Below are 13,108 nucleotides of genomic sequence, written 5' to 3' on the forward strand. Positions count from 1 at the left end.
ACAATGCGAGCTATAGTAAATGGTAAAATTTTATTTGCTGAACAAGTAATAGAAAATAAGGCTTTATTATTTGAAGAACAAATAAAAGGAATTGTGGATGTAAATGAAGTTCTAGAAGGTTGTGAGGTTATTGATGCAAAAGGGAACTATGTAGCACCTGGATTTATTGACATACACATTCATGGATATGATACAAAAGATACAATGGATGGCACAACAGAAGCTATTCGCACAATTGCACAAGGTATTGCTAAAAATGGTGTAACAAGTTTCTTACCAACAACTATGACTATGTCAAAAGAAGAAATTGCTACTGCATTAGAAGCAGCAAGAACTGTAAAGGCAGAAGGTAGTGAAGGTGCACAGGTACTTGGTGTACATATGGAAGGACCTTATATCAATGAAGCTTTTAAAGGTGCACAAAATGGTAAATACATTCAAGCACCAAATAATGAAGCCATTGAATTCGTTAAAAATTATCAAGATATTGTTAAGCTCATTACTATTGCACCAGAGGTAGAAGGAGCGAAAGCTTTCATCGAAGAAATTTCTCATTCAACAGATATTGCTTTATCTATGGGACATACAAAAGCCACATATGAACAAGCAATGGAAGGAATTGAGGCTGGTATTACACATACAACACACTTATTTAATGCAATGACTCCACTTCATCACCGTAATCCGGGGGTAGTAGGGGCTGCTTTAGCTTCAGAAAAAGTAAGTTGCGAAATGATTTGTGATACTATTCATATTAATAAGGGGCTTTTCCCTCTTGTTATAAAAGCGAAAGCACCAGATAAGTTTGTACTTGTTACAGACTGTATGTGTGCAGGTGGATGTAAAGATGGACAATATGCATTAGGCGGACAGGCTGTATTCGTAAAAGATGGTAGTGCGCGTCTTGAAGATGGCACACTTGCAGGAAGTATCCTACGTCTTAATGAAGCACTTAGAAATATAGTGCAAAATACAGAATGCCCAATTGAAAAGGCAATTGAATTTGCTACAATCAATCCAGCAAAAACAATACGTGTAGATGGATTTAAGGGAACATTAGATACAGGCAAAGATGCAGATATCATTTTATTTGATGAAAGCATTAATGTGAAATATACAATCAATAAGGGGATTACGATTTATGAAAACAATTAAGCTTAATGACATGACAATCTATGTAGCAAAAAACTATGATGAAATGAGTCAAAAAGGCGCAGAGATTATTGCAGAGCTTTTAAAAGCAAAACCAGATGCAGCTTTAGGGCTTGCAACAGGTGGTACACCAGTAGGTATGTATAAAGAACTTATTGAAATGAACAAAAAAGGGGAAATCAGCTTCAAAGAAGTATCTTCTTATAACTTAGATGAATACTATCCAATCGAAAAAACAAACGATCAAAGTTATGATTACTTCATGAGAGATAACTTATTCAATCATGTAGATATCGACATTAAAAACACTCATATTCCAAATGGTATGGCTGCAGATTGTGCAGCTGAAGGTAAAGCTTATGATGAACTTGTGCGTGCTACAGGTGGTGTAGATATACAAGTATTAGGTATTGGTGGAAATGGGCATATCGGTTTTAATGAACCATGTGATGTATTTGATCCTATTACACACCAAGTAACTTTAGACGAAAGAACAATTAAAGATAATGCAAGATTCTTTAACTCAATTGAAGAAGTACCAACACAAGCTATTACAATGGGAATTGGTACAATCATGACAGCTAAAAGTATCTTACTTTTAGCAAGTGGTAAAGGTAAAGCGCCAATCGTTAAAGAAATGCTTTTAGGTAAAGTTACACCACAAGTTCCAGCATCTATTCTTCAATTCCACAAAGATGTTAAAATTGTATTAGATGAAGAAGCAGCAGCAGAACTTTTAAGTGAAATTGAATAAAAAAACTTTTTTAAAATAAGTTTTTATAGCAAGATTGACAGCTAAAAAAAACTTAGCTATAATAAAGATATATTATTAATATAGTCACAAGAAGTGTGTTACTGATTCGATCAGGCATAAACTTTATTTCTTTCTAAAAATAGAAAGAGGTAAATGTTTATGCCTTTTTTTATTTATCGTAATAATTCTTAAAACGTGCGTAGACAATATTAAGGTCAATTAATTTATTTTAAGGAGGAATGGATATGAAACAATTAGTTGTAAAAGTTCAAGGTGAGGCAGGTTTACACGCTAGACCAGCAGGAGTACTTGTAAAAAAAGCAGGAGAATTTAGCTCAAAAATTACACTTGAAAAAGATGAGAAGGCTATTGATGCTAAAAGATTATTAGCTGTTTTATCTCTAGGTGCTAAACAAGGTGATGAACTGACAATCACAGTAGAAGGTAGTGATGAAGACGCTGCGTTAGAAGCAGTTAAAGCTGTAATCGAAGAGAGTCATTAATTATAGGAGTGGAAAAGATGATATTAGATGGAATTGGGGCTTCTAGCGGTGTAGCAATTGGAAAAGTATTTATCAAGAAACAAAATGATTTTGTACTTCCAACGCATAAGGTAACAGATACAGAAGCAGAAATAAAACGTTTTAATGATGCAAAAGAAGAGGCAACTCGTGAGCTTAAAGCTCTATATGAAAAAGCTCTTGAAGAAGTTGGAGAAGAACATGCTCAAATTTTTGATGTACATCAGATGCTTGTAGCGGATTTAGATTTACACGATCAAGTAGTAAGTATTATTACTGATGAGAAGTATAATGCTGCCTATGCTGTATCCGAGGCAAGCGCTATTATTGCAGCTATGTTTGAAAGCATGGATGATCCATATTTACAGGAACGTGCAGCCGATATTCGTGATATTTCAAAAAGACTTATTGGCATTTTAACAGGAGAGAAAGAAGTCTCTTTAGCAGATATTAATGAGCCTGTTATTCTTGTTGCAAAAGATTTATTTCCATCAGATACCATTCAAATAAATAAACAATACGTTTTAGGTTTTATTACAGAAGATGGTGGGAAAATGTCTCATTCAGCTATCCTAGCTCGAACTATGCAGATTCCAGCAGTAGTAGGTGTAAAAAATATATTAACAAAATTGGATAAAAATGATACAATCATTATAGATGGAAAAAGTGGGAAAATTTACACAAATCCAACTAGTGAAGAATTAGTTTATTGGCAAGCTAAACAAGAAGCAGATAGAAATTATAAGCAGCAGCTTCAAAGCTTAAAAGGAACTGCTAATAAAACAGTAGATGGTGTAGAAATTGAAATTAATGCTAATATTGGTAGTCCAGAAGATATAGAAGGTGTACTAGCGAATGATGCAAAAGGCATTGGCTTATTTAGAAGTGAGTTCCTTTATATGGATGGGCATGCGTTACCTACAGAAGAGGCGCAGTATGAAGCCTATAAAAAAGTATTAGAAGCAATGGAAGACCGTGTCATTATTAGAACATTAGATGTAGGTGGAGATAAAGAATTACCTTATCTTAATATTCCTAAAGAAGAAAATCCATTCTTAGGATATCGTGCTATTAGAGTTTGTTTAGACCAGGTAGACATGTTCAAAGTTCAGCTTAGAGCTTTATTAAGAGCAAGTGTATATGGAAAGCTAGGCATTATGTTTCCAATGATTGCTACAGTAGAGGAGATTAAAGAGGCTAAAGCTCTTTTAGAAGAGACTAAGAGGGAGTTATTAGCCGAGGGGATTGCTGTAAGTGAAGATATTGAAGTAGGGATGATGATTGAAACACCAGCAGCAGCACTTATTTCGGATGTACTTGCGCAGGAAGTAGATTTCTTTAGTATTGGAACAAATGACTTAACGCAATATACGCTTGCAGTAGATCGTATGAATGCTAAAATTGCACATTTATATAATACGCATAACTTAGCTGTTTTAAGATTAATTAAAATGGTAGCAGATAATGCACATGCAGCAGGCATCTGGGTAGGAATATGTGGTGAAGCAGCAGCAGATACTACACTTACAGAAACTTTCCTAGGTATGGGCATTGATGAATTATCTGTAAGTGGACCATCAGTTTTAGAGCTAAGAAAGACTATTCAACAGATTGATACATCTAAAATCCAGTTAAAACTTTAGGAGGTGACAGTTGTGGAATACAAAATCATCAAAGTGTTTAATAATAATGTCGTATTAGCAAAAGAAAAAAAAGACGAAGTTATTTTAGTAAGCAAGGGGATTGGATTTGGAAAGAAAATTGGTGATTTTATTAAAGCAAACGCCAATATCGAAAAGGTATTCCACGAGCACGGTCCTAATGATAAAAAGCTAAAAGAAATAAATGAAATGAGTCTTAAGATTAAAAAATTGACCCATCAGATTATTGAGATCGCACAGGAGAATTTAGGTGTGCTTAATGAAAATAGCGAAAAGATGTTAGAAGAGCATATTGAGTTTGCTATTGAAAGATTAAGGATGGGACTTACTATAGAAAATCCCTTTATTGAAGAGATCATAACCCTATACAGAAAAGAGTATGAAATAGCGGGTATTGCTAGAGAACATATTCTAAATGAGATAGGGATAGATATTGGAGAAGAAGAACAGGGGTTTATTACCTTGCACCTATGTTCAGCTAGAAAAAACAAACCCCTAACAGAGATTATGAAAATCACAAGGATCTATAAGGAATGCTTAGAGATCATTGAACAGGAATTAAAAACCCCTATTAGGTTAGATAGTAGTTTTAATAAAGAATTTTTTAGATTACTAAAATTTTACGTAGATACGATGCATAATTATACTAGTCTTGAGTTTGAAATGAAAGAAGATGTAAGAAAGCGTCTAGGTACGAGTTTTAAAATAGCTACTAAAATAGCTCAGCATATTGAAGAGGAGATGCATATAAGTTTTACGCCAGATATTATCGCTTATATGACGGTAGATATGCATAAGCTTATGCAAATGAAATAAAATAAAGAGTACATACTCTTTATATAAAATTATTCTAAGGGGGAATAAGAATGAGTGGTTTTTTTAGCAAGCTTCAAAAGTTAGGGAAAGCTTTAATGCTTCCAATTGCTGTACTACCAGTGGCAGGTATCTTGCTCAGATTAGGTCAAGCGGATGTTATGACCAAGCTAGGTGCACTAACTGTAGATGGAGAGATAGGTAACCAATTCCTTCATACGCTATTACAAGTATGTGGTGAAGCAGGAAATGCTGTATTTGGTACTAACATGGCCTTTATCTTTGCTATTGGTATTGCAGTTGGCCTTGCAAAAGCTAATCATGGTGCAGCAGGTCTTGCTGGTGCAGTTGGTTTCTTAATGCTTGAAAATGTTACAAAAGTTATTTGGCAACTTCCACAGTTTGCAGGAGAAACACATAGTTTAGGTGTATTTGGTGGTATTATTATTGGTATTGTAGCGGGATGCTTATATAATAAGTTCTATGATATTAAACTACCAGATTTCTTGGGATTCTTTGGAGGTAAACGATTTGTACCCATTGTAACAGGGTTTTCAGCAACTTTACTCGGTGTTGTATTAGGCTATATATGGCCATATGTGGAAAGAGTATTTGCTGCGCTTAATAGTTTTATTGCAGCAGCAGGTGCAGTGGGAGACTTTTGTTTTGGATTCTTCAACCGTCTATTAATTCCTACAGGTCTTCACCATGTACTCAATAACTATGTATGGCAGTTATACGGCGACTACAATGGAACTACAGGAGATTTAAACCGTTTCTTTGCATTAGATCCTACAGCAGGTAAATTTATGACAGGATTTTTCCCTATTATGATGTTTGCTCTTCCAGCAGCAGCACTTGCTATGTATGTATGTGCTAGAAAAGAAAATAAAGCAGTAGTTGGTGGTGCGTTAGCATCAGTAGCTTTCACAGCATTTTTAACAGGTATTACAGAGCCACTTGAATTTATGTTTATGTTCCTTGCGCCCGTTCTTTATGGTATCCATGCAGTACTTACAGGTATTTCTATGGCAGTTGTTAACTTACTAGGTATTCGAAGTGGATTTTCTTTCTCAGCAGGTGCCATTGACTTAGCTATTAACTGGGGTATTTCAGAAAAACCATTTATGCTTATTTTAATTGGTTTAATTTTTGCAGTTATTTATTTCTTTATTTTTGTATTTGCTATTAAAAAGTTTAATATTCCTACACCAGGGCGTGAAAATGATGCAGAAACAGATGAAATGGCACATCTTGTAGAAGATAAAGGATTAAGTGAATTGGCTGCTATGTATATTGAAAAATTAGGTGGCAAGAATAATATTCAAGAGGTAGACTCATGTATTACACGTCTTCGTCTTACACTGAAAGATTCAAAAATAGTAGAAGAAAAAGATATGAAGGCTCTTGGTGCGGCTGGCATTATGAGGCCTAATAGTAAAAACTTACAAGTTATTGTAGGAACAAAAGCAGAGCTTATCGCAGAAGAAATGAAAAAGTTATTATAACATCTAAAGCAGTAAAGCTGATGCAGGAGTCTGTATCGGCTTTACTATTTTAAAAGGAGGCAGAAAATGTTTGGATTTTTAAATAAACTAAAAGGGATTGAATTATGCTCACCTTTAACAGGAGAGGCAGTAGAATTATCAGGAGTACCTGATCCAGTATTTGCAGAGAAAATGGTAGGAGATGGTATAGCTATTAAACCTACAAGTGGAACTGTAGTAGCACCTTGTGATGGTAAAGTAGTTCAGATCTTCCCAACTAATCATGCAGTAGGTATAGAAACATCTACAGGATTAGACCTTTTAATTCATATTGGGATTGATACAGTAGAATTAAAAGGAGATGGTTTTAAACGCCTTGTAGAAGAAGGAATGTCAGTTAAGAAAGGGCAACCTATCTTAGAAGTCGACTTAAAACGCATTGAAGAGTTAGGAAAATCTATTGTATCTCCATTTATTATTACAAATGCAGATGAAGTAGAGTTTAAAGAGTATAAAACAGGTGGAGTACAGGCAGGAGAGACTGTTGTACTTGTATTAAAAAAGAAGAAATAAATTAAAAAGCAGGTAATAGAAAAATCTATTACCTGTTTTTTATGTGAAATCCTAAACAATTAATAAATTATTACATATAAAAAGAAGAGTTGATTAAATAATATAGATGAAATGTGTTGAAAATTACTAAAAAAGGTTGGGTGAAAATTTAAAAGTAGTAGAAAATAACCTATTATTTGAGGTGAAATAAAAAAACTGATAGAGAAAATGATGTAAATTGATTGACAATATGTATGACAATGGATATAATAAGTGTGTAACAATTACTTAATAAATTATCTTTGAAGGAGGCAATACAATGACTATCACAAAGTTGATAAGTTCAACTTTACTAATAGCAATGGCTATGGTAGCAACTACAAACGCACAGACGATAGAAAATGTGACACCTCAACAACTTATTATAAATGCCGATACTGTATTTGCAGGAGCACCGATTACAGTAGAAAATGAATTATTAGATACCTTTGCAACAGATGAAGGTGCTGTTTCAAAGGTTATTGTAGAAGAAGCAAAAGTACGTAGAGAACCTAGTCCAGATTCGGATATTATTAATTATATAAAAGAAGGTATACCAGTATTTGTAATTGAAAGAATTGATAACTGGTACCATATAGAAATTGAAGGTATTGATGGATACATATATAAGGAACAAATTGACGAGTCTTCTTTAAGTCTTATTCCTTATACCAAAACAATGGTAGAAGAAGTAGAAATAGAAGAAGAAACATATCTTGGTGAAGAAGTTATTGGCTATGCAAAGCAGTTTTTAGGCAATCCATATGTATATGGAGGAAATAGCCTGACAAAGGGAGTAGACTGCTCAGGATTTGTACAACAAGTATTTAAAAACTTTGATATTCAGCTTACACGTAGTTCACGTTCACAGTATGCAAGTGATGGGTATAAAGTAAGCAAAAATGATTTATTACCAGGAGACCTTGTATTTTATGGCTATAATGGGTATATTGATCATGTAGCTATTTATGCAGGTGAAGGGAAAATCATTCATGCAAGTACACCTAAGACAGGCATTACGATGGGTGATCTATATTATGGAAAACCAATTATTGGTACAAAACGTGTTATTGATTAAGAATAGGACTTAGTATGGTATAAACCATACTAAGTTTTTTTATTTATCTCATTTACTGAATAAAATTTAGGGATTAGCAAAAAACTAATAAAAGTGAAAATATGTAAATGGGAGGCTATGACGTGCATAAATTAAATAGATATAAGAAGCTATTCGTTATTATATGTGTTGTTTTATTAAGTACCATAACAGTAAGTGCAAAACTATTACCTATCTATTCCGTATTTACAGATAAAAAACAGGTGGCTCTTACTTTTGACTGTGCATGGGGGGCTGATGATATAGATGAGATATTAGAGACACTAGATCAGCATGGTGTAAAGGCTACCTTCTTTATGGTTGGAGATTGGATGAGAAAGTATCCAGAAGCTACAAAGAAAATTGCTGAAAAAGGGCATGATGTAGCAAGTCACTCTGACAAACATCCTCATGTAACAGAGATGGGTAAAGAAGAAATTAAGAAAGACATTCGTTTTGCCCATAATACCATTAAAGAAATTACAGGTATAGATGCTAATCTTTATCGTGCACCTTATGGCGAATACAATGATACTGTAGTAGAAGCAGCTAAGGAAAGTGGATACTATATCATTCAATGGGATGTAGATTCACTAGATTGGAAGAACTACGGTAAGCAAGAAATGATAGATCGTGTTTTAAAACATAAAAGCTTGTCTCCAGGTTCTATTATCCTCCTTCATAATGCAACGAAGTATACTAAAGATGCGTTACCTACTATTATAGAAGGGCTAAAAGGAAAGGGGTATGAACTCGTTCCTGTATCACAGCTTATTATAAAAGAAAATTATACGATTGATCATACAGGAAGACAGTATAGCAATTAAAAGGGACCTGCTAGTGGAAGCAACTAGCAGGTCTTATTTTTATGCATTAATGCATAGCTTATGTCATAAAAGGATGAGAATGATTTAAATAATAATTGTAAAAATCTAATTGGGATTTAAATGCTGGAAGCATTAATTTGTCGAGGCGTTCACTAAGTTCTAAAACTTCAGGTGCTTGTAAATTATAGTTGTGTTTTTCAATAGCTATAGCGAGTTGTTTTTTTGTATTAAGAATTGTCTGTTGGTCTAGCATCTTATTATGCATGACACTTCGCCTCATTTCTCATATGGAGTGACATGATGTGTACTAAAGCTGCCTACACTATAAAATATGCAGAAAATTAAAGAATGTGACTATTTACGATTACCAATGTTTATAACACATAAAAAGATATAACAAGCAAACACTAATAGCACAAAATAATTTTTTGCATTAAGATAAAAGGCTTACATAAGGAGGGTGCACATGATAACTGTAGCGGTTAACAATAACCTATCAAGTAGTAAGTATGCTTTGCAATTAATCCAGAATACAAGTATTTATAATGGGCTTAAGCTTGCACACATTACCCCTAATGAAACAGTTGTGTATTATAATAATAAAAAAATTCCTCTCCGTGATTATATTGAACAAATTAAGCTTCATAAACATCCAGATTTGCTTATTGTCGAGCTATCCAAGGAAGCTATGGAAAAAGCTATTTATGAAAATATTAAGTTCAATATTGCCCTATTGTTTGAAGACACATCATATGATAGAAAATATCTCTTTAATAGAGGTGTCCTGCCGAGCAAGCTTTTAAACATGATTAAGGCTAATTACTATATAATTCCAGAAAGCTATCATAAAAAAAGTAAAAAATATATTACCTATGGGTGGAGTGATGATGCCAGTGTATCGGCTACTAGTGCTGAGATGCAGGTAGACGGTAGCCTAAATGTACAATGTTGTATTAAATCTTGTATGCCTACATTAGAAGGACAGGCAACCACTCTAAGAGAGTTCGGCATAGAAGTTCCTTTTAATGATGTAGAGGCTACTCTTGCAGCAGTTGCTACACTTATTATTTATGGTATTAGATTGAATGAAAATTAAATATAGTAATAAATTTGTACAAGTATTCATATAAATGATAGTGACAGATGAAGTTTTTTAAATAACAAAAAGAGGATAAGGGAGAGGTGTAAGGATGATCGAGCACATACTAGAAAATAATGAAGTACTCATAGTTGGAAAAGCTATAAGCGAGCTGACTTATAGTCATAAAGTATATGGAGAGGGATTCTATAGTTTTAACCTTGAAGTACCAAGGCTGAGTGATTCTTCTGATGTTTTACCAGTAACTGTTTCTGAGAGACTATTACCTACACTAGGTAATATAGAAGGTAAAGTATTAGATATTACAGGTCAATTTAGATCCTATAATCAATATGAAGAAGGCAAGAACCGCCTTATTCTTACCATATTTGCCTTAGAGATTAAAGAAGTACCAGAAGAAGAAATGAAGAAGAATAAAAATACTATTTATTTAAGTGGATTTGTATGCAAAGACCCTATTTATCGCACAACCCCATTTGGTAGAGAAATTACAGACTTGCTTTTAGCAGTAAATCGTTCTTATCACAAGTCAGACTACATACCATGTATTACTTGGGGAAGAAATGCAAGGTATGCCCAAAACTTAAAAACAGGTGCACATATTGAGATATGGGGCAGAATACAAAGTAGATCTTATCAGAAGAAGCTAGAGACAGGAGAGGCTATTAGCAAGGTAGCTTATGAAGTATCTATTTCTAAAATGGAAATTTTAGATGAGACCACGCGAGTTGAAGAACTTCATAAAGTAGAATAAAACGCAAAAAGCAAGGCATAGGATATGCCTTGCTTTTTGTATGATATATATAGAAAATGTTTGAATTTTAGAGTATAATCTTTTACATAGAAAGGAGAAAGTATGTATAAGATTATTAGGCAAAGAAGAAAATCTGTTACAATTCATATTGAAGATGACTTAAGTATTGTTGTAAAGGCTCCTTATGATATTTCTCATGAAGAGATTGATAAAATCGTTACAAAACATGAGGTCTGGATTAATAAGACTATTAGAGATAAAGAGAATTTAGCTAGGCGAAAAGATTGGCTTCATAATGGAGAAATCTTATACTTAGGCAAAAAGCTTCAGGTATGCATTGATGAAGAACCGACTGGGAAAGTTGCAGTAAGTGTAGCAGATGGCGTACTTACAATTGTAACACCTAATAAAAAAGACCACTTTCTTATAAAAACTCAATTAGAGATGTATACTAAAGAACAAGCTTTAAAATTATTTACGACACTAACAGATAAATATTGTAATTTATTAGGGTGTAAGTATAGCTCATTGACGTTAAGAAAGCAAAAGACGAGATGGGGAAGTTGTTCAAGTAAAGGTGGACTTTCTTATAATATAAGATTAATGAGTGCACCAATAGAAGTGATTGAATATGTGGTATTACACGAGGTCATGCATTTAATATATTTTGACCATAGCAAAGCTTTTTGGAATGCAATTGCTAAGGTAATGCCAGACTATAAAACAAGACAGAGTTATTTAAAAGAGCAAGGAAATATTTTAGATATATAAATGAAGAGGTGACTATGATGGAACAAGGGCTTATACAGGTATACTGTGGACCGGGAAAAGGAAAAACCACAGCAGCTATAGGATTAGGTATACGTGCATTAGGTAGTAATTTAAAGGTAATCATGATCCAGTTCTTAAAAAATGATAATACAGGCGAATGTAGACTTTTAAAAACACTAGAACCAGGGTTTAAAGTGTTCCACTTTGAAAAAGAACGTGGTTTTACTTGGACGCTTACAGATGAAGAAAAGAGTGAACTTGCACAAGAAATTCATATGGCACTTAAATTTGCAAAGAAAGTTATGGATACAGGGGAATGTGATATTCTTATTCTTGATGAAGTGCTTGGCGTAATTGAAAAGGGATTTGCGGATGTTAAAGATCTTCAAAGCTTGGTTGAAGAAAAACCAGAATTTATGGAACTTGTTGTTACAGGAAGAGTATTGCCAGATGTATTAAAAGATAAAGTAGATTATATAAGCTATATTGAAGCTGTTAAACATCCTATGGAAAAAGGTGTAATGGCAAGAGAGGGAATAGAGTATTAAGAAGTACACTTGATGATAAAAGTAAGAGGGGATACGTATGCGAAATAAAAACACGTGGGTTAATTTTGGCATCGGTGTAGGGGCTTATTTATTACTAATTTTACTTGTAAGACAAAATGTAGAGTTGTTTAGTTATACACCAGAGCTACTTGTTTTAGGAACTTTGGCTATGTATATGATAATAGGGTTTATGCAAAGGCATGGAGATAAACGGGCAGGGCGTATAGCTGTTATACTTCCCTATGGGGTAGGTGTCACCGTATATGCAGTAGCCCGGATACTAAAGAGTGCAGATCTTATGGCACTTTTTAAAAAGATAGTACCACAGATTTACCAACCTTTAAATAAAATTTCAATCCTTATGGATCAAGAAATATCTAGAGATATTATAGTGGCAGTTTTAATGATGGGATTTGTAGTAGTAAGTATGCTAGCATTAGAAATAGGGCGTAGTATGGCATCTAGTGAAAGTAGTGTTATGAAGTTTTGCTATAATATTGTGCTTGTATGGGGCGTACATTTTTACTTGTTTATGGGAGCCTATGCATTTGCAGCTATGAATCCAGCTTTTATGAGCGATATAAAGATGAAAAACTTATTTGCAGTAGGTATGACACTTGCCATCTTCCTTGTATATTTCTTAGTAGGAAGAGCTTGCCGTAATATAAGTTTACAGATTGTACAGTTCTTATCTTGCATATCTATATCAGTAAGTGCCATGATTATGTATGTTTTAGGGATGCTATTTATATGGGATATTGGTATTTATGAAAGGTATATCTTACCAGTGGCTACTTCCTTTATTGGTGTCATGTGTAAGGAGATAGGACAGGCAACAGGAGAAACAGCTAAAGTGATTAGTCAATATGGCATAACAGCAAGTTTAATTATGAGTATTGTACCTTCAGTGCTCATTTTTGTTGGTAAACTTGCTTCTATGCTAGAAGAAGATATTCAAGCTAATGAAGAAGTAAAGAATGAAATAAAAGTAGAAAATAAATAATATGAAGTATAATAAAAGTGGCTATTGCACC

At 33.8% G+C, this 13,108-nt stretch carries 15 protein-coding genes; 14 read left to right on the forward strand and 1 reads right to left on the reverse strand.

Features of this window, described 5'->3' with window-relative positions:
- Window positions 1-3 precede the first annotated feature (3 nt).
- The 9 genes from nagA to ACLTBU_RS11385 all read left to right on the forward strand — a co-directional run bounded on the left by nagA (window position 4) and on the right by ACLTBU_RS11385 (window position 8,902).
- On the forward strand, window positions 4-1,155 hold the full coding sequence (gene nagA / locus ACLTBU_RS11345; RefSeq protein WP_412218966.1) for an N-acetylglucosamine-6-phosphate deacetylase: 1,152 nt from the start codon (window positions 4-6) through the stop codon (window positions 1,153-1,155).
- Window positions 1,156-1,165: 10 nt separating this feature from the next.
- The gene (gene nagB / locus ACLTBU_RS11350; protein WP_177670375.1) at window positions 1,166-1,906 is read left to right on the forward strand and encodes a glucosamine-6-phosphate deaminase; all 741 of its coding nucleotides are present in this window, start codon (window positions 1,166-1,168) and stop codon (window positions 1,904-1,906) included.
- Between the two features lie 245 nt (window positions 1,907-2,151).
- Window positions 2,152-2,409, forward strand: a complete 258-nt coding sequence (locus ACLTBU_RS11355) for an HPr family phosphocarrier protein (RefSeq protein WP_412218967.1) — start codon at window positions 2,152-2,154, stop codon at window positions 2,407-2,409.
- A 17-nt stretch (window positions 2,410-2,426) separates the two neighbouring features.
- Entirely contained in the window at window positions 2,427-4,070 is a 1,644-nt protein-coding gene (gene ptsP / locus ACLTBU_RS11360; protein ID WP_412218968.1) for a phosphoenolpyruvate--protein phosphotransferase, read from the forward strand.
- Between the two features lie 12 nt (window positions 4,071-4,082).
- Window positions 4,083-4,904, forward strand: coding sequence for a PRD domain-containing protein (locus tag ACLTBU_RS11365; RefSeq protein ID WP_337530883.1), 822 nt, complete (start codon window positions 4,083-4,085; stop codon window positions 4,902-4,904).
- A gap of 50 nt (window positions 4,905-4,954) precedes the next feature.
- Window positions 4,955-6,409, forward strand: a complete 1,455-nt coding sequence (gene nagE / locus ACLTBU_RS11370) for an N-acetylglucosamine-specific PTS transporter subunit IIBC (protein ID WP_249331645.1) — start codon at window positions 4,955-4,957, stop codon at window positions 6,407-6,409.
- A 66-nt stretch (window positions 6,410-6,475) separates the two neighbouring features.
- On the forward strand, window positions 6,476-6,961 hold the full coding sequence (locus ACLTBU_RS11375; protein WP_412218969.1) for a PTS glucose transporter subunit IIA: 486 nt from the start codon (window positions 6,476-6,478) through the stop codon (window positions 6,959-6,961).
- 298 nt (window positions 6,962-7,259) lie between these two features.
- Window positions 7,260-8,057 (forward strand): NlpC/P60 family protein, encoded by a 798-nt coding sequence (locus tag ACLTBU_RS11380; protein ID WP_412218970.1) that lies wholly within the window; start codon window positions 7,260-7,262, stop codon window positions 8,055-8,057.
- A gap of 122 nt (window positions 8,058-8,179) precedes the next feature.
- The gene (locus ACLTBU_RS11385) at window positions 8,180-8,902 is read left to right on the forward strand and encodes a polysaccharide deacetylase family protein (RefSeq protein ID WP_412218971.1); all 723 of its coding nucleotides are present in this window, start codon (window positions 8,180-8,182) and stop codon (window positions 8,900-8,902) included.
- A gap of 58 nt (window positions 8,903-8,960) precedes the next feature.
- On the opposite strand, the gene ACLTBU_RS11390 is transcribed toward ACLTBU_RS11385, so the two are convergent.
- Window positions 8,961-9,182, reverse strand: coding sequence for a Spo0E family sporulation regulatory protein-aspartic acid phosphatase (locus tag ACLTBU_RS11390; protein WP_412218973.1), 222 nt, complete (start codon window positions 9,180-9,182; stop codon window positions 8,961-8,963).
- Window positions 9,183-9,368: 186 nt separating this feature from the next.
- On the opposite strand from ACLTBU_RS11390, the gene ACLTBU_RS11395 reads away from it, so the two are divergent.
- The 5 genes from ACLTBU_RS11395 (at window position 9,369) to ACLTBU_RS11415 (ending at window position 13,077) form a co-directional block, all read left to right on the forward strand.
- Window positions 9,369-9,998 (forward strand): hypothetical protein, encoded by a 630-nt coding sequence (locus ACLTBU_RS11395; protein ID WP_412218974.1) that lies wholly within the window; start codon window positions 9,369-9,371, stop codon window positions 9,996-9,998.
- 94 nt (window positions 9,999-10,092) lie between these two features.
- Window positions 10,093-10,755, forward strand: a complete 663-nt coding sequence (locus ACLTBU_RS11400) for a single-stranded DNA-binding protein (RefSeq protein ID WP_177670139.1) — start codon at window positions 10,093-10,095, stop codon at window positions 10,753-10,755.
- 102 nt (window positions 10,756-10,857) lie between these two features.
- Window positions 10,858-11,526, forward strand: coding sequence for a M48 family metallopeptidase (locus ACLTBU_RS11405; protein WP_177670137.1), 669 nt, complete (start codon window positions 10,858-10,860; stop codon window positions 11,524-11,526).
- 14 nt (window positions 11,527-11,540) lie between these two features.
- Window positions 11,541-12,074 carry a cob(I)yrinic acid a,c-diamide adenosyltransferase gene (locus ACLTBU_RS11410; RefSeq protein WP_283246144.1) on the forward strand — a complete coding sequence of 178 codons (534 nt, stop codon included), beginning with the start codon at window positions 11,541-11,543 and terminating at the stop codon, window positions 12,072-12,074.
- A gap of 37 nt (window positions 12,075-12,111) precedes the next feature.
- Complete coding sequence (locus ACLTBU_RS11415; RefSeq protein WP_177670135.1) at window positions 12,112-13,077, forward strand: hypothetical protein; 966 nt, start codon at window positions 12,112-12,114, stop codon at window positions 13,075-13,077.
- The last annotated feature ends 31 nt before the right edge of the window (window positions 13,078-13,108 follow it).

This window comes from Zhenhengia sp. (assembly GCF_046966505.1).
Lineage (GTDB): Bacteria > Bacillota > Clostridia > Lachnospirales > Cellulosilyticaceae > Zhenhengia > Zhenhengia yiwuensis.